42 protein-coding genes are annotated in these 25148 nt (G+C 31.1%); 1 reads left to right on the forward strand and 41 read right to left on the reverse strand.

From position 1 onward, the window contains the following. Positions 1-263: 263 nt before the first annotated feature. From ACIQ7L_RS10800 to ACIQ7L_RS10890, 19 genes are all read right to left on the reverse strand, one after another. Positions 264-2423, reverse strand: a complete 2160-nt coding sequence (locus tag ACIQ7L_RS10800; protein WP_400568975.1) for a fibronectin type III domain-containing protein — start codon at positions 2421-2423, stop codon at positions 264-266. Between the two features lie 337 nt (positions 2424-2760). Next, on the reverse strand, positions 2761-3408 hold the full coding sequence (locus tag ACIQ7L_RS10805; RefSeq protein ID WP_400568977.1) for a hypothetical protein: 648 nt from the start codon (positions 3406-3408) through the stop codon (positions 2761-2763). 223 nt (positions 3409-3631) lie between these two features. After that, positions 3632-4015 (reverse strand): hypothetical protein, encoded by a 384-nt coding sequence (locus tag ACIQ7L_RS10810; RefSeq protein WP_400568979.1) that lies wholly within the window; start codon positions 4013-4015, stop codon positions 3632-3634. A 122-nt stretch (positions 4016-4137) separates the two neighbouring features. Beyond that, positions 4138-4362, reverse strand: a complete 225-nt coding sequence (locus ACIQ7L_RS10815) for a hypothetical protein (RefSeq protein ID WP_400568982.1) — start codon at positions 4360-4362, stop codon at positions 4138-4140. A gap of 487 nt (positions 4363-4849) precedes the next feature. Beyond that, positions 4850-5122 (reverse strand): hypothetical protein, encoded by a 273-nt coding sequence (locus tag ACIQ7L_RS10820; RefSeq protein ID WP_400568984.1) that lies wholly within the window; start codon positions 5120-5122, stop codon positions 4850-4852. After that, positions 5119-5352 (reverse strand): hypothetical protein, encoded by a 234-nt coding sequence (locus tag ACIQ7L_RS10825; RefSeq protein ID WP_400568986.1) that lies wholly within the window; start codon positions 5350-5352, stop codon positions 5119-5121. Before ACIQ7L_RS10825 ends, ACIQ7L_RS10820 begins: the two co-directional genes overlap by 4 nt. Beyond that, positions 5349-6050, reverse strand: a complete 702-nt coding sequence (locus ACIQ7L_RS10830) for a hypothetical protein (RefSeq protein WP_400568988.1) — start codon at positions 6048-6050, stop codon at positions 5349-5351. Before ACIQ7L_RS10830 ends, ACIQ7L_RS10825 begins: the two co-directional genes overlap by 4 nt. 30 nt (positions 6051-6080) lie before the next feature. Then, complete coding sequence (locus tag ACIQ7L_RS10835; RefSeq protein WP_400568989.1) at positions 6081-6374, reverse strand: hypothetical protein; 294 nt, start codon at positions 6372-6374, stop codon at positions 6081-6083. An 82-nt stretch (positions 6375-6456) separates the two neighbouring features. After that, positions 6457-6888, reverse strand: a complete 432-nt coding sequence (locus tag ACIQ7L_RS10840; RefSeq protein ID WP_400568991.1) for a hypothetical protein — start codon at positions 6886-6888, stop codon at positions 6457-6459. 55 nt (positions 6889-6943) lie between these two features. Then, on the reverse strand, positions 6944-7888 hold the full coding sequence (locus ACIQ7L_RS10845) for a 3'-5' exoribonuclease YhaM family protein (protein WP_400568993.1): 945 nt from the start codon (positions 7886-7888) through the stop codon (positions 6944-6946). A 176-nt stretch (positions 7889-8064) separates the two neighbouring features. Beyond that, on the reverse strand, positions 8065-8346 hold the full coding sequence (locus ACIQ7L_RS10850; RefSeq protein WP_400568995.1) for a hypothetical protein: 282 nt from the start codon (positions 8344-8346) through the stop codon (positions 8065-8067). A gap of 46 nt (positions 8347-8392) precedes the next feature. Continuing rightward, complete coding sequence (locus ACIQ7L_RS10855) at positions 8393-9247, reverse strand: Rpn family recombination-promoting nuclease/putative transposase (RefSeq protein ID WP_400568996.1); 855 nt, start codon at positions 9245-9247, stop codon at positions 8393-8395. A 78-nt stretch (positions 9248-9325) separates the two neighbouring features. After that, on the reverse strand, positions 9326-10168 hold the full coding sequence (locus ACIQ7L_RS10860; RefSeq protein WP_400568998.1) for an ArdC family protein: 843 nt from the start codon (positions 10166-10168) through the stop codon (positions 9326-9328). Positions 10169-10290: 122 nt separating this feature from the next. Further along, entirely contained in the window at positions 10291-11493 is a 1203-nt protein-coding gene (locus ACIQ7L_RS10865; RefSeq protein WP_400569000.1) for a hypothetical protein, read from the reverse strand. A gap of 352 nt (positions 11494-11845) precedes the next feature. Then, positions 11846-12241 (reverse strand): DUF4365 domain-containing protein, encoded by a 396-nt coding sequence (locus tag ACIQ7L_RS10870; RefSeq protein ID WP_400569002.1) that lies wholly within the window; start codon positions 12239-12241, stop codon positions 11846-11848. 647 nt (positions 12242-12888) lie between these two features. Then, positions 12889-14058: an RNA-guided endonuclease InsQ/TnpB family protein gene (locus ACIQ7L_RS10875; protein ID WP_400569003.1), complete on the reverse strand. Its 1170-nt coding sequence runs from the start codon at positions 14056-14058 to the stop codon at positions 12889-12891. Positions 14059-14212: 154 nt separating this feature from the next. Beyond that, entirely contained in the window at positions 14213-14497 is a 285-nt protein-coding gene (locus ACIQ7L_RS10880) for a hypothetical protein (protein ID WP_400569004.1), read from the reverse strand. Positions 14498-14639: 142 nt separating this feature from the next. Further along, complete coding sequence (locus ACIQ7L_RS10885; RefSeq protein ID WP_400569006.1) at positions 14640-14981, reverse strand: hypothetical protein; 342 nt, start codon at positions 14979-14981, stop codon at positions 14640-14642. Positions 14982-15050: 69 nt separating this feature from the next. Further along, positions 15051-15380, reverse strand: coding sequence for a hypothetical protein (locus ACIQ7L_RS10890; RefSeq protein ID WP_400569007.1), 330 nt, complete (start codon positions 15378-15380; stop codon positions 15051-15053). 169 nt (positions 15381-15549) lie between these two features. Between ACIQ7L_RS10890 and ACIQ7L_RS10895 the strand changes: the two genes are divergently transcribed. Then, entirely contained in the window at positions 15550-16341 is a 792-nt protein-coding gene (locus ACIQ7L_RS10895; RefSeq protein ID WP_400569009.1) for a TerC family protein, read from the forward strand. 176 nt (positions 16342-16517) lie between these two features. Here the strand turns inward: ACIQ7L_RS10895 and ACIQ7L_RS10900 are convergent, their stop codons facing one another. The 22 genes from ACIQ7L_RS10900 to ACIQ7L_RS11005 all read right to left on the reverse strand — a co-directional run bounded on the left by ACIQ7L_RS10900 (position 16518) and on the right by ACIQ7L_RS11005 (position 25142). After that, positions 16518-16853 carry a hypothetical protein gene (locus ACIQ7L_RS10900; RefSeq protein WP_400569010.1) on the reverse strand — a complete coding sequence of 112 codons (336 nt, stop codon included), beginning with the start codon at positions 16851-16853 and terminating at the stop codon, positions 16518-16520. A gap of 122 nt (positions 16854-16975) precedes the next feature. Beyond that, positions 16976-17176 (reverse strand): hypothetical protein, encoded by a 201-nt coding sequence (locus tag ACIQ7L_RS10905; RefSeq protein ID WP_400569012.1) that lies wholly within the window; start codon positions 17174-17176, stop codon positions 16976-16978. Between the two features lie 56 nt (positions 17177-17232). Continuing rightward, entirely contained in the window at positions 17233-17781 is a 549-nt protein-coding gene (locus ACIQ7L_RS10910) for a hypothetical protein (protein WP_400569014.1), read from the reverse strand. 350 nt (positions 17782-18131) lie between these two features. Beyond that, positions 18132-18509 (reverse strand): hypothetical protein, encoded by a 378-nt coding sequence (locus ACIQ7L_RS10915; protein ID WP_400569016.1) that lies wholly within the window; start codon positions 18507-18509, stop codon positions 18132-18134. Positions 18510-19099: 590 nt separating this feature from the next. Next, on the reverse strand, positions 19100-19330 hold the full coding sequence (locus ACIQ7L_RS10920) for a hypothetical protein (RefSeq protein WP_400569017.1): 231 nt from the start codon (positions 19328-19330) through the stop codon (positions 19100-19102). Between the two features lie 15 nt (positions 19331-19345). After that, positions 19346-19690: a hypothetical protein gene (locus ACIQ7L_RS10925; RefSeq protein ID WP_400569018.1), complete on the reverse strand. Its 345-nt coding sequence runs from the start codon at positions 19688-19690 to the stop codon at positions 19346-19348. 160 nt (positions 19691-19850) lie between these two features. Continuing rightward, on the reverse strand, positions 19851-20027 hold the full coding sequence (locus ACIQ7L_RS10930; RefSeq protein WP_400569020.1) for a hypothetical protein: 177 nt from the start codon (positions 20025-20027) through the stop codon (positions 19851-19853). A gap of 5 nt (positions 20028-20032) precedes the next feature. Then, entirely contained in the window at positions 20033-20191 is a 159-nt protein-coding gene (locus ACIQ7L_RS10935; protein ID WP_400569022.1) for a hypothetical protein, read from the reverse strand. A gap of 33 nt (positions 20192-20224) precedes the next feature. After that, positions 20225-20509: a hypothetical protein gene (locus tag ACIQ7L_RS10940; protein ID WP_400569024.1), complete on the reverse strand. Its 285-nt coding sequence runs from the start codon at positions 20507-20509 to the stop codon at positions 20225-20227. 49 nt (positions 20510-20558) lie between these two features. After that, positions 20559-20858 (reverse strand): hypothetical protein, encoded by a 300-nt coding sequence (locus ACIQ7L_RS10945; RefSeq protein ID WP_400569026.1) that lies wholly within the window; start codon positions 20856-20858, stop codon positions 20559-20561. A 153-nt stretch (positions 20859-21011) separates the two neighbouring features. Then, positions 21012-21476 (reverse strand): BC1872 family protein, encoded by a 465-nt coding sequence (locus ACIQ7L_RS10950; protein ID WP_400569027.1) that lies wholly within the window; start codon positions 21474-21476, stop codon positions 21012-21014. Positions 21477-21488: 12 nt separating this feature from the next. Next, complete coding sequence (locus tag ACIQ7L_RS10955) at positions 21489-21725, reverse strand: hypothetical protein (protein WP_400569029.1); 237 nt, start codon at positions 21723-21725, stop codon at positions 21489-21491. Between the two features lie 38 nt (positions 21726-21763). Next, entirely contained in the window at positions 21764-21970 is a 207-nt protein-coding gene (locus tag ACIQ7L_RS10960; protein WP_400569030.1) for a hypothetical protein, read from the reverse strand. A 25-nt stretch (positions 21971-21995) separates the two neighbouring features. Next, entirely contained in the window at positions 21996-22130 is a 135-nt protein-coding gene (locus ACIQ7L_RS10965; RefSeq protein ID WP_400569032.1) for a hypothetical protein, read from the reverse strand. A 17-nt stretch (positions 22131-22147) separates the two neighbouring features. Then, positions 22148-22492 (reverse strand): hypothetical protein, encoded by a 345-nt coding sequence (locus ACIQ7L_RS10970; RefSeq protein WP_400569034.1) that lies wholly within the window; start codon positions 22490-22492, stop codon positions 22148-22150. 63 nt (positions 22493-22555) lie between these two features. Further along, positions 22556-22717: a DUF4177 domain-containing protein gene (locus tag ACIQ7L_RS10975; protein ID WP_400569036.1), complete on the reverse strand. Its 162-nt coding sequence runs from the start codon at positions 22715-22717 to the stop codon at positions 22556-22558. A 34-nt stretch (positions 22718-22751) separates the two neighbouring features. Further along, positions 22752-23150, reverse strand: a complete 399-nt coding sequence (locus ACIQ7L_RS10980) for a YopX family protein (protein ID WP_400569037.1) — start codon at positions 23148-23150, stop codon at positions 22752-22754. Positions 23151-23182: 32 nt separating this feature from the next. Next, positions 23183-23719 carry a hypothetical protein gene (locus ACIQ7L_RS10985; protein ID WP_400569038.1) on the reverse strand — a complete coding sequence of 179 codons (537 nt, stop codon included), beginning with the start codon at positions 23717-23719 and terminating at the stop codon, positions 23183-23185. 349 nt (positions 23720-24068) lie between these two features. Continuing rightward, positions 24069-24311 (reverse strand): hypothetical protein, encoded by a 243-nt coding sequence (locus tag ACIQ7L_RS10990; protein WP_400569039.1) that lies wholly within the window; start codon positions 24309-24311, stop codon positions 24069-24071. A 183-nt stretch (positions 24312-24494) separates the two neighbouring features. After that, complete coding sequence (locus ACIQ7L_RS10995) at positions 24495-24656, reverse strand: hypothetical protein (protein WP_400569041.1); 162 nt, start codon at positions 24654-24656, stop codon at positions 24495-24497. 40 nt (positions 24657-24696) lie between these two features. Continuing rightward, positions 24697-24921 (reverse strand): hypothetical protein, encoded by a 225-nt coding sequence (locus ACIQ7L_RS11000; RefSeq protein ID WP_400569043.1) that lies wholly within the window; start codon positions 24919-24921, stop codon positions 24697-24699. 20 nt (positions 24922-24941) lie between these two features. After that, entirely contained in the window at positions 24942-25142 is a 201-nt protein-coding gene (locus tag ACIQ7L_RS11005) for a hypothetical protein (protein WP_400569045.1), read from the reverse strand. Between the last annotated feature and the right edge of the window lie 6 nt (positions 25143-25148).

The raw sequence follows: 25148 nt of genomic DNA on the forward strand, positions 1-25148 counted from the left end.
TTTTTCCTTTTTAAGTAAAATAATTTGTCATTAACTAATCCTCCTTTCTATTTTTTATTTATAAATTTATAGGATTGTATTACCGATAATTTCGTTAAATAGTATGTGGCATTGCTCCTTCATTTACAAAATTATTCTATTCACATCTAACATTTCTTAATCAACTGTAGTTTGGTTATGTACGATTTATCCATGAACAAATTTAATCGACTTGCAAGGAGTAGATGCAAAAAAAAGCCGATATTTAATCGACTTTTTCGTTCTTATTTTTTAATTATCCTATCTGGCACAATTGTAATACTTGAATGAACAGGCTTTTCTTTATCTATATTTTTAATCTCAATTGAGCTTTTCTGTTTGTTCCCTGCATTATCTTCAACTATTACGGTGTATTCGCCGTTTTCTTCCACTTCGAATTGAGGGTTTGATAATAAATTATCTTCATTAGGAAGTAAGAATATTGATTTTACACCACTTAATTTGTCAATCGCATGAATGTTTACGTGAACGTTTTGATTCGTCCATTTCAGTGTACTTGGCTCAAAGGTAATGTCAGGTGGCTCTTTATCAATGTTTGATACTTTCACAGGAATTATTACCTCGTTACCAAATTCATTACACACTTGAAATCCATAAGTGCCATTTTCAGATACAACAAAAGATACCGTATCACCATGTATTTTTGAGCCATCTGGTAGGACAATGTAGCTGATTTTATGAGGCTTATCCTTTCCTTTTACCGTAATAATAACTTCACCATTTGTCCAGTCACTTGGAGTTAATGTAACATCAACTTCAGGTGGAATCGTATCAATAAAGATTTCACCAAGAAATGTTTCTTCTGTACTTACATTATCGTGATTCACAGCTTTTACATATAGCTTATATGATTCATTAACAGGTAGATTCTTAATTACACCCGTATATTCTTTTGCTTTGGCAGAAAAAATAGTTTCACCCGTTTTACTGGAACGAGCTTCATAAACATAGTCTGTTCCATCAGGATTATTGTTAGCATCCCATTTTAGGGTAACACTTTCTTTCGTAAAATCTGAGTATCCTTTTGAAATGGGTTGGTTCGCTAACGTGGATTTTGAATAAATATCTGAATATGCAGTATAAGCTCCTAACGGATTTTTTGCTCTTACTTTATATTGGTACACTTTATTCACATCTAAAGTCTCATGAATAAGTTGATAGTTTGTTCCAAGATTAAATGTTTCACCCGTTGTAATGCAATATACTTCATAAGTAACATCTTTTGCATTCCCTTTCTTATCAATAGATAAACTTAATGCATCTGTCTTAATATTGAAAAAGGTTACAGGACCAGGTGTTCGTAAGTTATTTACATAAAAACGAATACTTTTTGGAGCAGAAACTGCACCTTTATCATCTTGTGCCCATACATTTAAAGTATGCCACCCTTCTTTTAAATCGGATGGTAATGTATAATCCATTGAGAATTTTTGGTTTGAGCCATCGGAAACAAAGTTTTTTAGCGTACTATCCTTTCCATTATCAATCGCCCATTTTACTTCAACTTTATCGTCTTTATCTAAATCCTGAACATTTCCTTCTAATTTGAAAGTTTCTCCACTATAATAGGTGTTCCCATCATTAGAGCTTGTAAGTTCTAATTTGGGAGATTGATTTAATGGACCTGCACCCACAACAACCGAAAACTCTTTTGTTTCACCTGGAGCTAATGAGATACCTTTCCACATGTAATAACAGGCAGAATCTCCTGTCGTGAAGATTGAACCAGGTTCCCCCATTGGAAGTACACCTGTAGGAGATTTTGCTTCGGATACTAAGTATGAACCCGCCCAAAAATGAGTAACATCTGTCACGTTATACGCATCTTTAAAATAAGCAGTTAACTGTGTATTCCCAGAATACATTCTAATCCCATTTCCTTCAGGTAGATATTGAATAGGAGACTTATCATTTCCTTCTATCGCAGTATCCCAATAATCCTTGATAGTAATCGTTTTTGTATCCTTTGTTGTATTTTTAGCAGTATACAAGATTTTAATATAAGTACCATTATTCACAGGACTTAATTGTACATTTAGGTCTACTCCTATATATCCTGGACTTTTAAAATTCTTCTCTATGATTCCCTCCTTTATCTTTGAAACGTCTATAGTAGGAGAGGCCAAAACGTTACCTGACGAATTAACAGCCATAGTCAAGACTGTAGCTGATTCACCATAAAAAATCTGTTTATTTTCACTTGTGCGAATCCAGAATTGGGAACCATTATTATTATCAAACCCATATTGTATTTTTCCATTATTATACTTATATTGTTCAGATGGATATGCATTTGCATCTACTACAAATAAATGAATCGTGAACAGCAATGTCATTAAAGATGTTAAAGCAAGCAATATTCTTTGTTTCAATATATATTTCATGTGTATCACTCCCTATTTCTTTTTAAATAAATATTTTTTCATTAGTTAATCCTCCTTTCTATTTTTACTTATAAATCTTATAAATTGCATTACCAATAATTCTATTAAATATTAGTTGATATTATTTAATTATTATAAAAAATACGTATACGATATATTTTAAAATTGGAATAAGAAGAAAGAAATCAACAAAAAGCTAAAATACTTATTCTTTTTCTATAACTAAATTCTAACATTATACATACTATAGTCAATAAAATTTGTGCTCTACTACTAAAAATTAAAAAAGACTCCTTTTTATAAAGAAGTCTTTTGCAACAATTTATTCTGTTTTATATTAAAACTCCCTCATCTTTTTCAATTCTTCAATCCGTAAAGATTTACCTTTTTCAAACCCATCTGCATATCCTTTGTCATAATCATCTTTTCGAGACAATTTCATTGGAGACGTGATAACTGTTCCTCCTTTTTCAGAAATGCCTCGTTCATACCCTTGTTGATAAGCTTTTTGAGCTTTTTGAGATTTTTGATATCCATATTCTACTCCTTTATTATAAATTTCTTGAATTTCACTACGATAAATACCTTTTTTTATTTCATTTAATATTATTTCCTCACCTTGTTTATATCCTCTCTCAAATTCTTCTTGAAGTAATTCCGTTTTTAATTCTTTCATCACTTTTTTCTTTTCATGTTTAGGCCGTTTATCAAATCTATTGGATTCTCTCGCCTTTGTGGATTCATAGTCCTTTTTCAATTGGATTCCTACTGTGTATAAGCTAATCAGATTTGTATATGTAAGTGAATCAACCATATCTATAAATTCTTGTATGAGATATTCTCTTGCTTTTTCAATATCATCGATACCATCCTGTACAAAGACACCAGTTAAACTATGCATTAATAGGGAGGCTCTTACTTCGTCTGAGAAAGGAGCTATAATTTCATTCATTTCTTTTTTAAAATTACTATTTTGATTACTCATTATAACCAATACCTCCAACATATATATTGTCTGCACTTTATGTATACTATGTATCATAGAGTTATTTATTGTAAGCTTATTGCTGTTATTTATATTTGTTTTTTTATTTAAATTACGGTATGTGAAATTTTGGTATTTTCATCTTCCATCAAAAAAGACAAAGAATATATCTAATCTTCGCCATTTGTTTGCATAACTATTTTATTATTAATGCTATTATCAATCATGGACCCAATTCATAGGATTCCTTTTTTGGAATGCGACTTGGTAAAATCCAAAGATTTATTTCTTTTATGTATTCGATACCTAATTCTAATAATCTTTTTTGTTCCTTATCTACATTCTCCGCCAAGGAAATACCTTGATTAACACAATATCTCTTCATTTGATAATTATCTAATGAATATTGCTTTAAACACATAACAAATGATTGCAATTCCTTTTCTGCATCTCGTTTATCTCTAAAACGATAGTCTAACAACCAGGAATCAATGATGTTCATTATCATTGGATATTTAGACAACGGAACATTTCCTTTTAGTCGATATTCATATATATTTTCTTTTTTTACAATCTCAATCATACTTTTCTTAAAATAGTCTGACACACATAATTCCCCCATTCATCCTTTTTATATAGACTATTTTACTCATTCATTCAGAAAAAATTTCCTGTTTATAATAGAAAAAGCTCTCTTTTTTGAGAGCTTTTTCTTCTGGTATGATTTTTCTATACATTCAGCCCTGAAACATCTACTAAATCTGAAATCAAAATCGGACCATCTTCAAAAGTAATAGATTCGTACATACCAAATTTTGCGAATTCCCCATTAGGATTCAAGTCACCTTTACATCGCCAAACATCATAGGAATGTTCTTTATCTGGGTATGGTTTTATTCTCCATGCAGATGTGTAGTTTATTCCACCTTTTGCGATATAACGACATCCACACATATAAAATACTTTAATTCTACTATTTCTACTTCTGTCAAAACCTTATTCATTTTATTCATCAATTCTTTCTCCTTTAAAAAACCTAATTTCTTATACCTGTTTTATATTATCTGTGTATTATATTTATAATTTGTTTATAATATAAAAAAACAGACAACTTTTGCTATCTGTTTTTACATTTTGTGTTTCTTTTATGCAATTAATTAATATTAGCCACACCTACGATATCTTGAATAAGAATTTGTAAATCCTCCCTCTTTATAAACTGGTATTCTCCATATGTAGGATAACACCAATCCATTTACATGATGTGCTATTTATCCTTACTTCTCATTCTTCTTCTGATAAACATGAATCCTGCTAAAGAAAGGAACATACAGGAGGCAGGTACACAAGCATACCATTTTATATCCACAATAAAAGGAATGCCCATCATAATAATTGCTAAAAGAATTCCTATAATCATTGCTCTCTTTTTTCTTATAAATCATTCACCTTTAAGTTCTTCCCTTTTAGGAGCAAATTCTAATTTCATTGCCCCCACATCAAAATATTCGACAGGATATATTTTTTCTTCCACTTCTTCCCTATAAATACGTATAACTGTAATTTCAGTTGGAGTAACAGTTTTTACTAAACAATTATATACTCGTGGGGAATCCCCAATATTATGAGGTGGTTCAATGAGATAAATAGGAATACCTGTGTAAAGTTTTGCTGTGTCAAAAACTGTCGCTTGTTTTAAGAATTCATTTTTCATTTCATAATTTCCCCTTCTATGTTTTTGACTGGTGTATATTTATAAAAAGGATTATCTCTATATGCTTTATAGTTTTTGATTCTATCAATCAATTCATTAATATTTATTTTCTTATATCTGCCATATCCATATGACCTATCTAATTCATAAAGTGACCAAAATCCAGTATTATACCTCCTGTATTTGAGACCACGAATTTTTGGAAACATTCTTTTTCTTAATGTTCTCATAGGTTAACTTCCTCTTTTAATAAATCCTCAAGTTGTTTTTTTAGATTTTTGTAATTTTGAATCAAATCATAATTCTCATCGTCTAATAATTGATTTGTATACATTACAATTTTTCTTCTTAAATGTTCCAATTCTATAGAAAGCTTATAAATGTCAAAACTAATGACTCCTTCATATAGAAGGTCTTTATCTTCAGTATCTTCCCAATTTGGAAAATAAGTTCTTTTCCCTTTATAGAATCTATATTCTTTTCCACATTTTAAAATCGTATATTCTTCTTCATCATTTAAGACATAGTGCCCTGTATAATAGTTAGGGTCATCTTCTATTCGTTTACTACTTGAACCTACTAATGAACCACTTTGTAATGAAGGTTGTGCGAGATATAATACCTTTTTCAAGGTGTTAATTATTTTTTCATTTGATAATTCTTCTTTTGGATATGCATATATTCGATAGAGAGACTTATCAAAAGCAAAGCTTTTATATAGAAAATTAGCATGCAATCTTAAAGACAAATATTGTCTTACATCTTCTGACAAGTGTAATAAGCATAGTACAGGGTTTCGTCTATCATCACTATTATCAACGATTGTTACAGGGTAATTCGCATAGATGGAATTTGTTATAATACATCCATATCTTCCGTCCAATGGGTGGTTCTTATGTTTATCTTCTCTTAAGTTAAACGGTATCATTACGATAATCCTCCTCAAATTATATTTTTATCAGATGGTTTTTCTGAATTTTTTCTTCCTATCATTTTCTACTTTCGACATTTCAGTAAAAATAGCAATAAGCTCTTTAAAATCCATGGTGTTCTTTTCTTCTTCATATGACTTCCAAGTTGAATCACTATGATTCATTCCATATGTCAGCCAAATTTCTTCTGCTTGCTTAAGTGAAATAAATATACCTTGTTCTCTAAAATCTTTTTGCATCGCTCGTTTTTCTTTATCTTGGAGGAAAATGATTGCATTCATCATTTCTCTAAAATAAATTTGTTTTTTAACAAATCCCATTAAGATTCATTTCCTCTCTCATGTATTTTTTGTAGAAAATGCATTAGTAAGTAATGTAATAAGTTGAATTCCAAATCATCTCTTATTCTTCTATTCCAGGGCTTTCAGCTTGTTTAGATTCTTCTACTAACTTCCTCACAGCATCCACATGTTCCATTTGTAATTGAATTCTATTATTCAACTCTGATTCTTTTTCCTTAACAAGACATAATAATTCAGAGCTCTTTAGTAAAGAATCTTTTAAACTCTTTTCTCCTAAAAATTCTCTCAGTAATTGAAATAATAATTTATTCTGATAATAACTCTGTTTATCCACAGCTATATCGTAAATTGCATCACCTATAGAATCTACTTCCTCTGCATCTGCTTGGTTCCTTAATTCATATAACTTACTCATCGAAAATAACTGTTGTCGTTCCACGACAGAAAGGTGTTTGTAACTATCAGGATTATCTATAAGATTCTTTGCAAATCCTAAAGTTTTCGCTTGCATTGACGACATTCGCTTACCCATATTAATACCTCCTAAAAGAAAGAGTCCCTAAAAGGAACTCTTTGTAATTATTCAATTAATAGTATGTAGGCTTAAAGAAATCTGCCCTCATTTCTGGAACATTAAACATTGTTCCTGCTTCTGCATTTTGTAAATGTTTATTTACTTGATACATCTTCGCATCAATAGAATCAATAAAATGCAGTAAAAGTGCTTCTTTTAATTTTGGTGTAACAGGTGAGCCCCACTCTAACTGACCATGGTGACTTAGAACCATATGTGATAGTAACATTGGAGCTTCACTATCTTTATCTAATTTTTTATCTTGGATAAGTTTCGCAACTGTTTTATGAATCGCTGTATCCATAATGGCAATGTGACCTCGTAAAGAACCTTCTACGCTATAGGTTGGATTTAAGATATTTTCAATTTCGACCAATTTTCCTAAATCATGCAAAATTACACCTGCACAAAGTAAATCTTCATTTGCTCCATAGATTTTTGCTAACTGCTTGGCTGATAGCAACATCGTGTAAACATGGTACCCTAATCCACCAACAACTTCATGATGAAATTTCTTGGCCGCAACATGCTCATAGAATTTTTCTTTACATGGTTCAAAGATTGCTTTTGTAATTAGTTTAATATCTTTGTCTTTTATATTCTCAATGGTGGATTCAATTTCTGCACGAATGATATCTGCATCCATCCCAATTGTTTCGACCAATTCAGCTTTGTTAAATTCAGTTGCTTCTTTAATTGTCGCAAGCTTAATCTGTAACTTCCCTTCATATTCCGTAATCGCTCCCGTTATATGGGCAACAGGAAAGTCTTGAGCAAAGAGAGTACGATGTTCTTCTGTAATCGACCAAAGAATAGTTTCTAATGAACCTGTTTTGTTTGCTACATTAAGTTTAAAAAATGGATTGCTATTTGAAGCAATAGATTCATTAATATTTTTTAATAAAAAAACGCCATTGATTCTGTCACCTTTTTTTACTTTTTTAAGATTTACCACCATTTACATACAACCCTTTCCATTTTCTATATTTATTCTTATTAACTATAGTATATATTATGTTTATTGTTTAGTAAATTATTTTTTATAAAAATAAAAAATAAGAAAACTTATCCCTTCTTTTTATAAGATGCATTTATTTTGTTAATCACATCAAAATATTTTTTACTTAATGCTATTTATTCCGAGTCCATATTCTTTTCTAATCTTATAATTTCTCTTCTATCCAATCCAGTTGCGTCTTCAATAAAATATAATGGTTTTCCTTCTTTTAGTAGTTCTTCAGCTATATTAATTTTACATATGTGTTCAAATTTCTTTACACTTTCTTTTATACCTTCTCTTATTTCCTCTGCTCTTGCACCTTCTATCCGTGTTCTTTCATCTGATAAATATTTATCCCTTAATTCGATGAACCTTTTTAATTCATTAACAAAATTCACCATTGTTGATACGGGCAAAAAATAAAACCCACTCAATAATTGAGTAGGTCCGTATAAAAATTCCTTAAACTTGTTTCTTTATCGCCTCAATAGCTTCATTTGATAATCCTGTATGCTTTGAAATTTCTGATACAGGTAATACGTCTAAAAAACTTTTTGCTATTTCAATTGCTTTTTCTTCCTTACCTTCTTCCTTCGATTCTGCTCTTGCACCTTCAATACGAGTTTTTTCATCTGATAGATGCTTTTCTCTCAACTCATATTCTCTCTTTACTTCATCGTCTGCACTTAGAAAATTCAATTTGTTATCTGCTTTATTAATTAATCCATCCATTCCTCGTAACACCTCCAACTCTTCGGTAGGTACATCCTCTTTCAAGAATAGCAACCATCTGTGAAGTGGGTTTGAATAATCTTTATTATCTATTTTATCAAACTTAGGTAATTCTATGAAATGAATTTCCAGTAAATCCGTTAACATGCATTTCTGCGTATCCTCATATAGATGGAACGTTGAACGAAATGATTCTAACTCCAACATTTCAAATCCTAACAAATTGATGGTAATTGTTTTGGATAATTCCTTGAAGTTTTGTCCTGACTTAAAGTTTTCTGTATATAGCTTGGACCAATAAAATAAAGTTCTATGAACCATATTATACTGATTAAGCAATTGCACCTCTATATTAATCTTTTCTTTTTTGCTTGTAATAGCCTTAATATCTAAAATCCCTTGTTTTTCTACTAAAGATTCCTTCGTAAGTTTTTCTTCTCGTATTTCGATATCATCTATCTGAAACGATAAGATAGAATTCAAGAATCCAATTAATAGGTCTTTATCTGTGTTTTCACCAAAAATCTTTTTAAAAATAAAATCGTTTAGTGGTTTCAATCTCTTTGCTCCAACGAACTGTTCCATTATACATTTTCTCCCTTTTAAAAGTTATCTTCATAACTTTGTAGTATTTGTAAGAAAAGCCAAATCAAAAGATTCGGCTTAGTTTTCATATTTAATTCCTCTTATATAATCGACCGCTTTTTGTGCTTGAGCACTTGCTTGTACAATCAAACGAGAATCCCCTTTTAATGCTCCTAACCATCCTTTTAGGTATGACGCACTGTTTTCAAACGTACTATTATCAATACCTGCAATCGCACTCATCATAGACGCTCCAAGTTCAGCAACAAGTTCTTCTTTTGAATACACTTCATCACCGAATTTAGCAACTTCTACAATACCTGAACGATTTAAACGACTTTTATGACCTGTTGAATGGACCAATTCATGAAAACATGTAGAGTAGAATTCATCTACATTCGGAAAATGTTTCATTGGTGGTACATTTACGACATCCATTGATGGGCGATAGTATGCCGAACCAGGGTTGTAAGTCATATCTGGTTTATTCATAAAATCCTTTATTAGTTTTTCAGCTTCTTCTACAGGGTCATGCTCGAAAGATGTGCTTACTCGTTTACTCTCTAACCCCTCGCATTGCGTATTGATTTCATACACTCTGTAGTAACGTAATAATGGATATGTGTCTTCTTCCTTCTCTTCATCTTTTTTCCCTTTTTTCTTAATCCATTTCCATAATACAGCGATACTATATTTCTTACTTTCTCCTTCTTTAATTCTGCCACCTGCTTCTGTAATTTGTTTATACGTTGCATATTCCCCACTTGATAATAAAAATTGATTAATACCACGATAAGGAGTTTGCGTTTTCCAATTGACCGCAACATCTGTACCTACCCATGGTTTTCTCCAAGGAATTGTGCCTTCTTCTAACTTCTTAATAATATTTTCTGTTACAATTTCGTATACTGCTTCACTCATAGTAAGAATCCACCTTTTTAATAAATTTTTAAAATTACCTGTTTTATATATTCCATTTATTTTAGATTCTAAGAATCATCCTTATTCGTCATCTTCAAAAATACATAAAAAAACCGCTTATATTAAGCGGTTTTAGCTAATTCTACTTGCTCTGATTCATCTAACGAAATTAAATCCCATGCCTCTTCGTATAAACTAAACTTACTTCGTCTTCCTGTTGCCAAAGAGACTCCTTGTGCATCTTCTCGAATATCTTCAATAGGAATAATCCATGTATTATATTCATCTCCCTTCGATACAAGAAACAACACATAGTCACAACTATGCTCATTGATGTCTTTTATCTTCCCATTTTTTAATATCGTTTCATTTTCATAGATTTCTTTATTCCTTCTTTGTCTTTGTACATATGTAAAACTTGCTCTTCCTTTGTCATTTGCATTTGCATATTTAATTAGGATTCTTTTACCACAAACCTCTAAGTCATGTCTTCTGTATTTGACCTCTTCAACATCAGGATAAATACTTTTAAATTTATTCAAAATATAATTCATTTCTTTTTTTTGTATTTTTTTAAAAGAACTACGCTTGTTTAACTTCTTATAATATAAATCTTCGTATGTGTAACCTTTCTTGAGATACATTCGTAGTGTCGATTGGCAAATTCCAAAATAAGCAGACCACTCATTTATCGACTTGCTCTCTCCATTTAGCTTCAAAAATTTTCGAGGACGCTTTTTTATGCAACCACAGCTCTGTTTCAGCTTCCTAAACAATTGACTTTTATTTGCAAAAGTTGTTTTTCCACAATCACACTGACATTTAAATAAGGTTTTACCATCTTTATAGACTGAGTGAAATCCTAACACTTGTAAGCAAGAGTATTTTTTCCCAACAAGTTCTTTTTCCTTCTCATTTAAATTTACTTTCGTATGCTTCTTACTTTTTTCTTTTCTATGTTGTTTACGACATTCGGGACATCCAATCTCTACACGTCTAAAATTCATCCATTTCACTTCTTTTATTCCATGTAACTTACATTTAAATTTTATGTATTGTCTACTATTGATAGATGTTTTTGTTAACAATTCGAACCCTGATTCTTCAACCTTTGTTTTTACTTCTTCCATATCTACATGCTTTTCATTACATTTAGAACATCCTGGACTTCTATTGAAATTTGCCCATGTTTTTGTTAATTCTCCATGTTTTTTACATTTATAGACTAACGGCTTCATTCTTCCTTCATACGTAGTAGAGACCAATTCAATACCTGCTTTTTTAAATTCTTCTTTTACAAACTCTATTGTAATAACTCTATGCAAATTAACTCACCCTTTATAATACAGTATGGAGTATATTCTATATTCAATATCAACTATAGTCAATAAAATATTTACGTAGAATAATAAGAACAATCATTTAGATAATAAAATAAAAAGACCATTTAGATTAACTAAATCGTCTCAGTATTCATATCCATAAATATACTTCATTCTTTGATTTACTCCATAATGCTGTTCATTTAACAGCGTTTTTCAAGTTATATGTTCAATCCCTTTGAAAACATGCAAAATATATTACGTATTCTTCCATATGTTAATACTGCTTCATTATAATATGCCTTACTATTCCTTCCTGAAGTTTGGGCAAGTAAACATTAATTCTTGCTATATTTTATTTCAATAAATCTCGCACCATATTTTCCATTGAAAAAATTTCAAGGATTGAATAATTTTTCTTAGAAATATTTAGACCATATTCTGGTTTAGATGTTTGCCCTGGCTTCTCATATCCTCTATCTACAAAAACACCGTTTGATGCACTCCATGCTTCTGAAGGTATCAGGAATACATCTGGAAATCTGCCATGTTCAAAAATTAACAATGCGAGATATAGATTCTTATTTGTTATATCAAATTTGGTTTTCTCCATGTATACATATCCCATACCCCTTTTAGATTTTACTTGAATCTCTTTATAATTTCCCTTTTTATCTTTTATAATAAAATCTATTCCATGGTCATCTATTTCTGGAGAATACACTTCTAACCCATATGATGCAAATTCCATTTTTGCAAAATATTCACCATATTTCCCTATTTGTAGTTTCGTTAATTCTTCCCAATGTAAGTTGGGCATATTCATTTCTCCCTTGTTTTATCCTTTATCTATCATAATAGCATTTTGAATAATACGGAAGAAAGTAGCTATAATATACAGATTTTACACATAGGTATTTTATAAGAAATGAACTTTAGGAGTAATTATAGATGATACTTTTTTAGACGCTTTAGCATTATCAGGAAGTCGTGCATCTGATATTGAAAAGCAAGAAGATAACCTGCTTTAATATTTAAAAGGACATCCTCAATTCATTCATAAAATTGAAGATAACTATAAGATTTAAGTATTATTTATGAAGTAAAAAGACAAGCATAAAAAGAAGCAGTGGAAAACCTACTGCTTCTTTTACTTATTGCATCAATTTACTTAGTTCAAATCCTAAGGCATTAATATTACGTTGGCCAATGAACCTCCCCCACTTAGCATAGCTTGAAGTGGGGGTTTCTGACGATTACAGAAGACCTCTCTTAGAAAGTAGACAAGGGTTTTCCTTTTCTACACTATCTATATAGATAGCAAGACAAGTAGACTGTCTCTATCAGCAACACATCCTTACGGATGAGGGTGGGAACACACCTTCTACTACTTCTTGCTTATGCAATCCGTAGATACGTTTGTTTTGTTTCCACAGGAATATGTTGCATTTGTTTATACAAACTCTTAGATAAAATATTCCTTGCACCATGAATATCTCGATGTTCTTGATAACCACAAGTACAAATATAATTACGAGACGTTACTTTTCGTCTGTTTTGACAACATGGACACGTTTGGGAAGTATAAGATTCTTCTACAAACACACAATTCATACCATGTTGTGCTGTTTTATACTGAATATATTGTTTCAGCTTGCCAAATGACCAATTTGACAATTTTTGATTTGTCTTTTTACGATTCTTTTTCTTTGTGTGACGTTGCACACCCTCTGGATTGCCTACATAAATATGTTTCGCTTCTTGAAGAAGACACCAATCTACAAATTGTTTCGTTGTTTTATGTAAAGCATCTTGCATTTGTTTTTCGGATTTAGATAAAATAAATCGCTTTGCTCGTTGATATTTTCTCCATTGCCGAGAACCTTTTTTACATTTACTGGTGAGTTTTTGCAATTCCGCTATTTTTTTATTGCGAAGACGTTGGATAGAACGAATTTTTCTTCCTGTAACAATAAGTGCTTCACCGTTTTCGCAAAAAGAGGCAATCGAATGGATTTCACCTAAATCGACTCCTACGGAGCGAGTACCTATGTTCTCTACAGAAGATATACCATCTTCGAAAGAAATAGCGAAGTAGAGACTATTGTCATAACAACATTCGATTTCCTTGATATCTCCTTTCGGTAAAGTAGAAAGGTTTGCATGTACTACGATAGGATTTCTTCCTCGTCCCATAGAAAGTTCGATTCTTCCATTTGCGTGAATACGAAATCCTTTATCTACCCATTTCGTATTGAAGTGATGTTTCTTCTTATAGGGATAACAAGCGGTTCTGATGCCTTTTTTGATTGCTTGATGCGTAGCATCTCTGGCAAATAAGTATGTATGAGCCACCGCTTGTATAGATTGGGAATGTAATGCATATTTTCCTTTCAATTCTCTTTGTAATTGTGTTTTCCCAATCCATTTTCCATCTTGAGAAAGAGAATACTGTTTCGCAAGCTGTAAACATTCATTCCAGATAGAAGCGGAAATACGATTACATTCAAATAATCGTTGTATCATTTCTTTCGTAGCTGAAAAACAGACCTTTTTTGCACGTATCATAAAATTATCCACCTCCTCTATGTATTTAACTATAACAAGTTAACACTAATAAGTAAATAATATTTTACACTACAGTATTAATTTAAGTATGATAAAACATGTTGTAGGATGTACAACCGAAATTCATCTCCCCCTTACCGTAGGGCTACGCCCTTCACACGCTTGAAGAGCCCCCTGAACCAGATGCTTTTGTATATGTATATACATATTTGCAGAAGGTTTTCTTGTCTTGCAAAATGGTTACCTCTGATAAATTACTTTTCTCCTCGAATGGCACATCATTTTGCTCTAAAATCTGCATTCTTGAATCTTTTTTAAAATCTGGTTTCTTATTTAACTCAGCAAAAATATCTTTATGTTCTACTTTCTTTGGCGGTTGTGAAGTCATACATCCTGCCAACATCATTATCAACATTAATAAAGCGAAGATTTTTTTCATACCATCACACCCTTATCTAACTAATTATACTTTTATTTTAAATAAGATTCTGCTCCCAAAGAATAGTAGAAGTGTTTAATCTTGTTCGACTATTTTTTTATGAAAAAAGCTCTCTTATTGAGAACTTTATAAAGACCCTATATTATTTGGCTTGCAAATACTTAGCCTCTCGTATTGTTAATGGATGAATATCAATTAATTCTGGAACATCTTCTAATTTTTCTTGTTTAAAATCAGCAAAATATATATTGTCCTTTGTTTTTACTAAGTAACCTGTTTGTTGACTTGATTGATTCAACATAAACTCATCTACCGAAATTCCAAGTTCCTTTGAAACCAATTCGTGCCTAATTGTTGAATTTGTTTGAACAACATGAATTTCGTTTTTTGTTACTCTATAAACACATAATATGGACAAACACAATACAAGGAACAATAAAACAGGAACCCCATACACAATCACTTTTTCCTTTTTATTATTCATGATTCATACATCCTCTCTACTCTTACATCTAATTCGTTATTTTAGTTTCTAATTATAATTCACAGACTATCACGCCAATTCTAATGTATTGGGATATTTTGTAATCATTTCTTGCATTTCTCCTTCAGTCAAGCCCTCTTCTTTTAACCATTTGCTCATGTATTGAATAAGCTCCCCACGAATTTTCTTATCTGTTGCTTTATCTACAGATAATTGCATCAGTCTATACACAGACACTTGTTTATATTCTTTTGACACTTTATGAAAAACACTCATACGCTCCACAATGCTATAATCATTTACCTGAAGGAACTCTTGAAAACTCTCCTTGTTTTTTGTTTTAAAAAACTCCTGCATTTTGCTTTCCAATACTACTTGTCGCTCATTTGTTTTTCCCATTTTTTGCTCCATCCTTTACTCAATGTATTTATTTTATTCCGAGTCTACTCATCTACAATCCTCGAATAACTTTCATCAAATGTAGTATACATTAATTTTTAAATATTGACTATAGTTAATAAAAGATATAAGATATGTTCATACGAAAACTTAATAGGAGTGACTTTTGATGTTACAAAATATCTTATCGACTTATGCGTCTTTCTTTGATTTACATATGTGGAAAGTAGTATTAAGTGACCCTGTAGCATGGGGATTAATTGGTAGTTTAGTTCTTTTGGAAGGGTTGCTTTCTGCCGATAACGCTTTAGTATTAGCAGTTATGGTAAGACATTTACCTGAAGAACAGCGTAAAAAAGCCTTGATGTATGGATTATGGGGAGCATATCTATTCCGATTCATTGCGATTGGATTAGGTACTTACTTAGTCAAATTTACAATTGTAAAAGTATTTGGAGCTCTTTATCTACTCTGGCTATCATTTAAATTCTTCAAAGAACGTTATATTGATAAACAAGGTGCAGAAAATCCTGAAGATGAAGCTGTAGATGTAAAAGATGGATTCTTAGCCCGTTATATTGGAGTGTTCTGGGCAACAGTAGCAACAGTAGAGTTAATGGATATTTCTTTCTCTGTAGATAGTATCTTAGCTTCATTTGCTGTTAGTAATGAGGTATGGGTATTGTTTTTAGGTGGCGTACTTGGAATTTTAATGATGCGAGGTATTGCAGGAGTATTCATCACAATTATTGATAAAATTCCTGAATTAGAAACAACTGCTTATGTATTGATTGCTTTCATTGGTGTGAAAATGCTACTAAGCATTGACCAAATCGGTATTGAAATCAATCATACAGTATTCTTCTCTGTTATCATCTTAGCGTTTGTAGGAACATTTATTATTCACTACTTACGAAAAGGAAAGTCTGGTTCAAATGAAGAAAAGAAAACAGCTTTATAAAGTAAAAAAGGATGCTAATTTAGCACCCTTTTTTTATTTACGCTTTATATACAAAAGAGCCCCAATGTGGTCGATGGACTCTTTTCTTTTGGTAGGTTTTTATAATGATGAAAGAATTTATCAAAGTGATTAATCTCTACACTCTATATTTTATCATGTGAGCATTTTAATTCAATTCAAATAACGTTCGAGGTAGTGTCTATATGTCCTTGGTTATAATGATTTACGATTAATTCCCCCAAACCACCATTCATTTCTCCTATCCAAATCATAATCTCTTGCAGTTCCTTTGTGTCACCAACGATATACTTCAATCCATATACCGCTAATTTCCCAATGTTTCTTCTATGTTCAAATCCTATAAGCTTTAATTCACTTATTAATTTTATGGATAACCCTTTTCTTTTTTCGTTAAATTTTTGACCCTTAATAAAGGGAGTATACACCTTTATTATTTCATCCACTAATACATACAAACCTTGTACTTCATCAGTAGTAGAAACTTGCAACATACATTTATCCCCTCCACAGTCTTATATGTATATTATAAACAAATTCACGCCAAAATCAAACGTATGTTCTTTTTTGAGGATATAAAAAACACAAAGAATGATTCTCTGTGCATACAAATTTTTTAGCTTAATACCAATTCAACATCTTCAAAAAGTAGTTTCAATTCTTCAAGGGTTGTCCCATGCTTCTCATATTTTTTGAAGAGATTGATTAACTCAACTGATGTATCATCATTAATTTCACCATTTTTAATTTTATTTTCTAATATCCCAACTTTTACAGCTAAATTGTTTTTCAATTGTTCAATTTCAATAGTATTCATCATTATTCTCCTTTATTAGCTCTTATAATTATATATAATCTCAATTCCTTGTACTTTTATTTCGTAAAAAATCCTGGTAAGAAATCTGTTAATCCATTAGAAATCGGATTCGGACCATAAAAACCAAATCGACTTTCAATTACTTCTCCTAAAGGATTAAATACTTGATATCCATATACTTGACCTTTTAAATAGTAATCATATTGCTTTACTTCATTCATTAATTCCTGAACAATTTCTTGTTTTAACACTTTAGATACTCGATTTACTTGATATCTGGCACGAATCATTTCTCTATTAATATAAATATAACCTATATGTCTTGCGAATTCTGTATATTGCACAACACTTATTTCAAGTGTACGACCTTCATGCAGATAGATGGGTAGGATAACCGCATTTTTATCATTTATTTCATTTTTAAAATCTACCTCTGTTTCAAAAGAATGTTCATCGCCTAATCTATGGTTTTTATCGAAGCATACCATTTTTCCTAAGTTCCCAACTTTTTCTCGTGGGTTTGTTGCTTCTGCATCACCATAAATAGCTAATTTTTCTCCGTTTAACTCCATTTGCATACCTTCATATAAATAATAACCTGTCATCACTCAAACACTCCTCTTTAATCATTTCAATGTAAAATACCTGTTTTATATATTCGTACTATCATATGTGATTAAAAAAGAGGAAATTCAATAAAAAGAAAAGCTGAGACAAATTATCTCAGCCTTTACATGAACAATACTATTAGAGTATTCTTATTTTATGTTAATAACATTACTTTCCTTTTTTCTTTTTGCTCTATGCAGTATAGAATCAATTCTTGTAATGTATTATGAGTAAAATAAAAAGAGAGTCCCACGCATGGAACTCCCTTAAGTGTATTCCGCAGAAATTACACCGCAATTACTTTCATTATATGCAGTAGCAAAAGATATATAATAACGACAGAGTATTATTGGAAATAATCCGCTCCTCGTTCTATGTCCCTAATAATATATAATGTTTCAAAATCTATCATTTTAATTACATATAAAGCCTTACCAAAAACATATGTAAGTAATTTCTCGAAATCCATTTGATGCTCTTGATTCCTTTCGTGACGAAAATACTTGCAATACACTTGGAATTTTTCATAATCCATTTCTGTTTCATCAATTTCAAAATCCAAGTAGCGAATGTTTCTTTTTACGTGAACTACAGGTGTAAAACTTAACATTTTCTCTAAATGCTTAGTGGACCATTCCTTAACAAAATCTATGTTAGTTTTAATAATCTGTAAATGCTCTTCCCCTTGATTAAAAGATACCTTTTCAACCTTTTCCTTTTTCATTATTAACACCCTTTCATAACCTATTTTTGCAATTCCTTTTTTCTGTGAAATCCATGTATTATACATTTAAAACCCTGAAATATTCCCTATAGATAGGAAAAAGAAAGGAACCATTCGGCTCCTTTCCCATAACTAATGGTAATCCAACCATACAACATATTTGTAATATGTATATCATTCTATATACTCCCATTGCGTTCTATATACTTTTCTTCTACATCTTGTAATGATAAATTCTCCATTGTTATCTTTTCTTTTGGTGTATCTACAAAAGGGATTATTCCTCTTTGTTTCCCCTTCGGTTCTTGCAATAATCGTATATAAATTTTCACTTTTTACAAATAATTTTAGATTTAAAAACCGCTTCATAAAAGCAGACTTCCATTTTAACAATGTGACATATCTGCTTTGAATTTATCATCTTTATTAATTGAATCCACAAGAGATAAATAATCCTCATATATTCTACCATTATTACGATTTATAACTCTTTCTAAAGGAATTGTACTTTCGTTTGGACATTCTGTGCATTTTATAGTTATCTCAATTTTTATTTTAATCACATCATTTCTATATATTCAAAGTTATCTTCACAACTTTGAAAAATGCTCTTCAAAAAATGTATTTAAAGAGTCATCATAATAATTTAGAATAATACTTCTTTCATTCAAATCATTAACAGCTTGTAATACTGGAACCATCACCAACGGTTTATCTGTAACAACATCTATTTTACGTGCAATATATGTATTACCCTTTGCAAACATGACTTTGTTCTTGCTACCTTCTTGTAGAACATCTTTTGTACAAAGTAATCTCAATCTTAACAGCTCCTTCTATTTCTTATCTATTTTTACAAATCGCTTTACTAATTCGCCTGAAGGTAATTCTTGCATTCCAAAAAACTCATCGACCTCTCTTGCCCAAACCTTATTAGTTTCATAATCGACTTCTGCTTGATAAATCACATGTGGCTTTTCTCTGTCAATAAGAGTTACTCCCTTATGGTAGTATAATTGGGCTTCTTTGATTTCCTCTCCATTAGGTGTATGAGCATCTTGAGCAATCCCATTTGCTTCCAACTCAATAGTACGACCTGTAAATTCATTTAATGGTAATGCAATGCTACAAAAATAGTATTCTTTCTGTTTATAATGTTTGTAAAAATCACCGTTTTTCATGATTCATTCTCCTTTTATTCATTTTCTTATTTAAAATTATCTTGAATCCAATTTAATTCATCACATTTGTTACAATATTGACCATACGCATCACAACTAACGATTTCTTTTTCTTGTTGGCAACCACTACATTTCGCCATGTTATCGACTCCTCTTCAGTTTATTCACCTGACACGGTAATTAAGTAATAATCATCTTTTAACTCCGTATCTATAATTTCTCTCAAGGGTAGAAGCAAATTGATTTTGTTCTCTTTTGTCATAATAGAAGTACCTGTTATTTCTGCACCATACGTGTATTTTTCCATCGCAATAGGACAAACCCAAATAGATATCACTATACTTATCCCTCCTTTTTTGCTAATCGTTCCTTAGTAAGTTGTTTTTTTAATTCCAGATTCTCAACTTTCAACTGATAATTCTCTTCTTTTACACGAGCTAACTCTTTATTTAGTAACTCGTTGTTGTATTGTATGTCCCTTAATGTACCAAAGATATTCACAAACTATCATCCTTTCGATAGAATCTACATCTACTAATATGGCATATGCCCAACATAATCTTTTGCAACAGCCCATTGTTTCATCCATTCTGGTGCGAATTCTTGAAACACCTTACTATGTTCTTCTGGTGTATGAACTGTCCATGTATGAGTCTTCACACTAAACTTATCAATATTATCAGGAAAAGGATACGACCATTTCATCGCAAAAGGGTGTGTCCAACATCTCTCACCAATTTTCCAGTTATGAATTTCAGCGTTCAACAATAATACACTTGCATGTATATCATGAGGATAAGTATCAATCCAACTTTTCATCGTTTTCACCTCCTGTTAAAAAATAAACACATTATTCAAACTAACAATTTTATTCAGAAACTAACTCATAGTTTTTTTCAAAAATTTCTTTTGCTACTACATGAATTACTCCCATTTCTTCTCTAATGAGATAATCACCATCATTAACTGTCTCATACTCACAACCTCCGATATTAGTCGAAGGTTGCTTAACAATATAATATCGACCATCTTTAGCTGTTTTATTGCTCCAATTCTCGCTAAACATCGCCCTATCCCATACTTCTGGGTATGAAGAATCATGATTATGAAACTTAACTGATTTGAATTGAATGGCATTAACTAAGTTTTTTCTTTGAAACAATGGCACTGTTATCATTTCCTTTCTTAGGTAAATAAAAACTTATCCAAGTGGTTTTACCTTTTCTTCCAATTTTCCCATTATAAGTTTTTCTGTAAATGATACTTCCTTACCATCAAATTTAAATTCTCTTTTTCTATCCATGTCACTCGCACCTCTTTATTATTGTTTACTATTCATGACCATTAGAGCTTTTAAAGAAGCTACACAAATAGCCACGCACTCACTTGGGTCAATGTATTCTACAGTCTCGTTACCAAAACGAAGTTCACATTTAAAACAATTAGAATCTATACTGCTTAATGAGAATAAATAATTATGATGCTCTTTCATTCTTTCGAGAACCATCCATGCATGTTTAATGTTTTCTGATGGTTTAAAAGTATTAGATTCATCTCTTGTAAAGCCTTTTTGAATGTCCTGCACCCAAAATCCACCACAAACACTTCCATCATCGTAAAATTCTGTTTCTCCATCCATTGCAATCTTAATGCTCCATCCCATTACCTTTGTACCTATTTCAGAATTCAATGCTTGCAACAATTGTTTTCTCTCTACAATTTTTTGACTTAATTTTTCAATATCCATTTTGATATTTCCTCTCTTTCCTTTTTCCTTTGTACTCATTTCAAAACATCTTTATCTTTTAAATACCCTCGTATTTTGAATTGTGTATTTATCAGGAAAATCTAACTTGTCCCATTCTCCTTTCTTAAACCATTCTCCAATACTTAACCCACAATTACGGCATTCATAATTCACATACTCATATCCTTCTTTGTTATTGATTCCTTTTGAACAAGAACTCCACCCTACATATTTATGCTTACAAAAAAATTGATGAATTCTTCTCTTTAATGGAATATTTAATTTCATTATTCTCCCTGCTTTCATTTAGAACTACTTTCTTCCTACTACTCTTTCAAGAGTTTTCCTGCTCTTCCCATCATTTCTTGAAGTTTATTTTCTACACTCATTTGTTTTTCAGCCTTATCAATATTAGCCTTTAGCAGGAAATAAGCCACAGCAACGATATCAAAAGACATATATCCCATTTCACGCATTTCACCTTGGATTTTTTTCGCATCATTCTTATAAGCTTTTTCTTGATATTCATTCATATGGCACATCACCCTTCTCGATTTTTCATTTCAAATATTCATTCATTAAATCTTCCTGACAGGCATTGCGATAATCGGGAGCTAATATTACACTTCCATCCTTTTGACACAACGGTACCATCCCAATACTTTTATCTTTATTACATCCTGGACACCTCATGTTTAATGCCTCCGTTTTCACTTCTGTGTATCAAGATATTCTTTAAATAGGTCTTCAAACATCTCTAACCGTAAATATGTTCTTAAACTAAAAGCTAACTTTTTCCAATCAGGATTAGATTCCATAAAGCAAAAGAAAAAATGGCACATTTCAAAATGTTCTTTAAAATAATCCGTTGTTGGTACCATTCTTTCTGCAAAAATTTGAAGATAGTCTGGATTATTTAATTTATCTGTATGTGATAATACAAAATCATCAAATTCTTTTTCTTCTTTACTTCCAGATGATATCTTATTATTCAAATTAATAAATTCAATAAAGAATTGTCTATCCACTTTCTCCCACTGCTCTACAAAATTCATTGTTAACGTCCTCCCTATAAAACACCTACTGTTTCTTGCAATTGTATTTCGATAATATTTTTATTAAGCGTTAACTTCTCGTTTGAATACGCAGTCACCACTATCAATCATGACTAATTCCCACCCTTCAGCTCCTAATTCATTCAGTTTGTTCACATCAAGCTCTTGATGATGTGGCTTTGTCAACTTTTGATAATCAACTTTTTTATACTCATACTTCTTCATTCATAATCATCCTTTTCATATTTTTATTAACAAATTAAACTGCTACTAAATCAGCATTTTCATACACATTACCTATCACTTCACCATCTTCTATATATATCAAATGTAATCCATGCAAACACATGCCACCTCTGAAAAGCTGAAACATTCCGTTATAAAACCTAATAATTAGATTTTCTGGTAATGGTCCCGAACTATCAAAAGTCAATCTATTTACTCTTATGATGTCACCATCGAAAATCTTAATTCCATTCTTATCTTGAAATCCTGTATATTGCAAGAGTTTAGCATTTTTGAAATATACCCAATGTCCACCCTTGTATCTTTCTTTAATCCATGCACATTTTGAATCAAAATCAAGAGTTGCAACATTTTCTGGTTGCCACATTTTTTTCTTTAACTCATCCCATATACGAAATTCGATATCTACCATTTTTACTCCTCATCTCTTTTAAATAGCTGATTTTATAAATACCAGTGTCGATTTCCACATTGTACATTGTAAGGAATATACTCTTCGTTCTCTTCATCGTATCCATCGACCCAGGGGTTGCGGTTAATAGATGTTTGATTCCAACATACTCCCATCATTTCTTGGTCATTCAAAATATCTCCCTCAATAATATTAGCTTGCTCTAATAAACTACTATTCGGATACTTCTTATCATATTGTCTAAATGCATCCACTAACTTTGGAATATCTTCTTTTTTTACAATCACATTATCGAAAGTTGATTTCATCACAATGTTCTCAAAATCCGTTAGAATTCCTTTATCAGTCATTCGCCATAAATTTCTAAATCTTTCAAGCTCAAGACCTTCTTCAACAGCATAGGCTTTTGCGAGGTTTGTCCATACATGCATTGCACCTTTCCATGCGTTCCTTGTTTCTCCTACAAACTCCACTTCACCATTTAATTTCACACCATAAATAACTGTTTCACTCATCTTAGACACATCCTTTAAAATTGTATTCGAGTCGTACACTCTCTCTAAATCCATACTTTTTTCCCTTAAAACTCCAGTATTATTCACTACTTTTTGACAATTCTTCAGCAATCTTAAGCGCAACTACACAATTTTCTTTTTCTAAATGCACAATTTCCTTTTCAAGACACTCTTTTGTTTTTTCGCTACCATCTTCTAACGATTGGAAATAATCCGATGATTTTGCAGAAATAGATGTCTTTTTACCTCTAAAAAGATTAAGTAGTTTGAAAAATGTTTTGTCTTTTACTTCTTATGTACGTTCTCCATGTCCCAACCTGTTAACCCTAATGTCATTTTGATACCCTCCCAAAATTATTTCTTATTTTCTTTTATATATGCATACTTTTTGAAAGTTTCATCTTTATACGCCCTTCCTTTCCTTCTTCCCAATCAGAGCAATCATTTTTCTTGTTAATTCATAGTTAACACCTAAGTAAAAACCATCTCTAAGCCTTGATGATACCAATCTAACATCGTCATCAGACTCAAATGGGAAGTCCTTCATTTTGTTAAACATCTGGTTTACCACTTCTTGTTGTAGTTTTTGAAATTCATCTGAACCTATTACATTATTAATGAAATCATTTACCCGCTTTGTCTCCATGACTATAACCTCCACACAATATAATGAACGTTTTAATTTTAAATTCTAATACACTCTTGATAACCACACTTAATCTTTATGGTAAGATTATAATATTTATATCAACTATAGTCAATTGATGAAAAAAATAAAAAGAACCTTTTGGAGGTTCCTCATTCTATAAAATAAACTATTATTCTATTGTTAAACTGGCTTTACTGATACTGTTATAGGGTCAGCATGTACAACCTTATATTTACCTTGTAGTTCCTCACGCTCTATGACATCCCCCACTTTAAAACACTCCTGTTTAATATTAAAATTAAAGAAATTACTACCATCTTCATGTAGCACAAACATCACCATTTCTCATTCCTCTTTTCTAAATAAGATTCAGCTTTTCTTTCTATACATCATTGTGTTTTTCTATATTAGCTAATAATTTTTCTGTGTCTTGTTTGATTACATCTGTCAAATTTTTAATCCCAAGTTCTGCTTTTTTCTCTTCAATATGACCTACATCAGATAAGTAAAACAGCATATCTACCTTAGCAACCATTTCTGAAATTCTTTGTGCATATTCTTTTGCGAGGTTAATTCTCTCTTGGCTTAACCCATGTTTTTCATCCATCATTTACAATCCCTTTCTACTCAAATTTCTTGGAATTTTGTTACTTCATTGACTTTTTTATATTCATTACTTGTCAATTCTTTAACTTCAAATCCACTTTTCTTAAACCTTTCAACCATTTTTGAAGAATCAGAATCACTTACAATTCGTCTATCAATCGTTACCACTGGGTTTTTATTCTTATTAAAAACTACATAGAAAGGTTTTTCTTCTTTTTTCATTTTACT

Source organism: Bacillus sp. NPDC094106, assembly GCF_044764345.1.
Taxonomy (GTDB): Bacteria; Bacillota; Bacilli; order Bacillales; family Bacillaceae_G; genus Bacillus_A.

What these genes read in the sequence shown, in the direction of transcription:
- ACIQ7L_RS10830 (WP_400568988.1), bottom strand. Translation starts at nt 6,050, where the DNA reads ATGATACCGTTTAACTTAAGAGAAGATAAACATAAGAACCACCCATTG.
- ACIQ7L_RS10825 (WP_400568986.1), bottom strand. Translation starts at nt 5,352, where the DNA reads ATGAGAACATTAAGAAAAAGAATGTTTCCAAAAATTCGTGGTCTCAAA.
- ACIQ7L_RS10835 (WP_400568989.1), bottom strand. Translation starts at nt 6,374, where the DNA reads ATGGGATTTGTTAAAAAACAAATTTATTTTAGAGAAATGATGAATGCA.
- ACIQ7L_RS10800 (WP_400568975.1), bottom strand. Translation starts at nt 2,423, where the DNA reads ATGAAATATATATTGAAACAAAGAATATTGCTTGCTTTAACATCTTTA.
- ACIQ7L_RS10980 (WP_400569037.1), bottom strand. Translation starts at nt 23,150, where the DNA reads ATGGTAGATATCGAATTTCGTATATGGGATGAGTTAAAGAAAAAAATG.
- ACIQ7L_RS10955 (WP_400569029.1), bottom strand. Translation starts at nt 21,725, where the DNA reads ATGAAATTAAATATTCCATTAAAGAGAAGAATTCATCAATTTTTTTGT.
- ACIQ7L_RS10815 (WP_400568982.1), bottom strand. Translation starts at nt 4,362, where the DNA reads ATGTGTGGATGTCGTTATATCGCAAAAGGTGGAATAAACTACACATCT.
- ACIQ7L_RS10995 (WP_400569041.1), bottom strand. Translation starts at nt 24,656, where the DNA reads ATGGTGATGTTTGTGCTACATGAAGATGGTAGTAATTTCTTTAATTTT.
- ACIQ7L_RS11005 (WP_400569045.1), bottom strand. Translation starts at nt 25,142, where the DNA reads ATGAAAAAAGAAGAAAAACCTTTCTATGTAGTTTTTAATAAGAATAAA.
- ACIQ7L_RS10925 (WP_400569018.1), bottom strand. Translation starts at nt 19,690, where the DNA reads ATGAAAAACGGTGATTTTTACAAACATTATAAACAGAAAGAATACTAT.
- ACIQ7L_RS10905 (WP_400569012.1), bottom strand. Translation starts at nt 17,176, where the DNA reads ATGAATACTATTGAAATTGAACAATTGAAAAACAATTTAGCTGTAAAA.
- ACIQ7L_RS10990 (WP_400569039.1), bottom strand. Translation starts at nt 24,311, where the DNA reads ATGGAGACAAAGCGGGTAAATGATTTCATTAATAATGTAATAGGTTCA.
- ACIQ7L_RS10870 (WP_400569002.1), bottom strand. Translation starts at nt 12,241, where the DNA reads ATGGAATTTGCATCATATGGGTTAGAAGTGTATTCTCCAGAAATAGAT.
- ACIQ7L_RS10875 (WP_400569003.1), bottom strand. Translation starts at nt 14,058, where the DNA reads ATGATACGTGCAAAAAAGGTCTGTTTTTCAGCTACGAAAGAAATGATA.
- ACIQ7L_RS10840 (WP_400568991.1), bottom strand. Translation starts at nt 6,888, where the DNA reads ATGGGTAAGCGAATGTCGTCAATGCAAGCGAAAACTTTAGGATTTGCA.
- ACIQ7L_RS10890 (WP_400569007.1), bottom strand. Translation starts at nt 15,380, where the DNA reads ATGGGAAAAACAAATGAGCGACAAGTAGTATTGGAAAGCAAAATGCAG.
- ACIQ7L_RS11000 (WP_400569043.1), bottom strand. Translation starts at nt 24,921, where the DNA reads ATGGATGAAAAACATGGGTTAAGCCAAGAGAGAATTAACCTCGCAAAA.
- ACIQ7L_RS10820 (WP_400568984.1), bottom strand. Translation starts at nt 5,122, where the DNA reads ATGAAAAATGAATTCTTAAAACAAGCGACAGTTTTTGACACAGCAAAA.
- ACIQ7L_RS10880 (WP_400569004.1), bottom strand. Translation starts at nt 14,497, where the DNA reads ATGAAAAAAATCTTCGCTTTATTAATGTTGATAATGATGTTGGCAGGA.
- ACIQ7L_RS10885 (WP_400569006.1), bottom strand. Translation starts at nt 14,981, where the DNA reads ATGAATAATAAAAAGGAAAAAGTGATTGTGTATGGGGTTCCTGTTTTA.
- ACIQ7L_RS10940 (WP_400569024.1), bottom strand. Translation starts at nt 20,509, where the DNA reads ATGAAAAGTTGGATTGATACTTATCCTCATGATATACATGCAAGTGTA.
- ACIQ7L_RS10985 (WP_400569038.1), bottom strand. Translation starts at nt 23,719, where the DNA reads ATGGATTTAGAGAGAGTGTACGACTCGAATACAATTTTAAAGGATGTG.
- ACIQ7L_RS10915 (WP_400569016.1), bottom strand. Translation starts at nt 18,509, where the DNA reads ATGAAAAAGGAAAAGGTTGAAAAGGTATCTTTTAATCAAGGGGAAGAG.
- ACIQ7L_RS10965 (WP_400569032.1), bottom strand. Translation starts at nt 22,130, where the DNA reads ATGAGGTGTCCAGGATGTAATAAAGATAAAAGTATTGGGATGGTACCG.
- ACIQ7L_RS10950 (WP_400569027.1), bottom strand. Translation starts at nt 21,476, where the DNA reads ATGAGTACAAAGGAAAAAGGAAAGAGAGGAAATATCAAAATGGATATT.
- ACIQ7L_RS10895 (WP_400569009.1), top strand. Translation starts at nt 15,550, where the DNA reads ATGTTACAAAATATCTTATCGACTTATGCGTCTTTCTTTGATTTACAT.
- ACIQ7L_RS10960 (WP_400569030.1), bottom strand. Translation starts at nt 21,970, where the DNA reads ATGAATGAATATCAAGAAAAAGCTTATAAGAATGATGCGAAAAAAATC.
- ACIQ7L_RS10845 (WP_400568993.1), bottom strand. Translation starts at nt 7,888, where the DNA reads ATGGTGGTAAATCTTAAAAAAGTAAAAAAAGGTGACAGAATCAATGGC.
- ACIQ7L_RS10860 (WP_400568998.1), bottom strand. Translation starts at nt 10,168, where the DNA reads ATGAGTGAAGCAGTATACGAAATTGTAACAGAAAATATTATTAAGAAG.
- ACIQ7L_RS10910 (WP_400569014.1), bottom strand. Translation starts at nt 17,781, where the DNA reads ATGACAGGTTATTATTTATATGAAGGTATGCAAATGGAGTTAAACGGA.
- ACIQ7L_RS10900 (WP_400569010.1), bottom strand. Translation starts at nt 16,853, where the DNA reads ATGTTGCAAGTTTCTACTACTGATGAAGTACAAGGTTTGTATGTATTA.
- ACIQ7L_RS10970 (WP_400569034.1), bottom strand. Translation starts at nt 22,492, where the DNA reads ATGAATTTTGTAGAGCAGTGGGAGAAAGTGGATAGACAATTCTTTATT.
- ACIQ7L_RS10855 (WP_400568996.1), bottom strand. Translation starts at nt 9,247, where the DNA reads ATGGAACAGTTCGTTGGAGCAAAGAGATTGAAACCACTAAACGATTTT.
- ACIQ7L_RS10805 (WP_400568977.1), bottom strand. Translation starts at nt 3,408, where the DNA reads ATGAGTAATCAAAATAGTAATTTTAAAAAAGAAATGAATGAAATTATA.
- ACIQ7L_RS10975 (WP_400569036.1), bottom strand. Translation starts at nt 22,717, where the DNA reads ATGAAGAAGTATGAGTATAAAAAAGTTGATTATCAAAAGTTGACAAAG.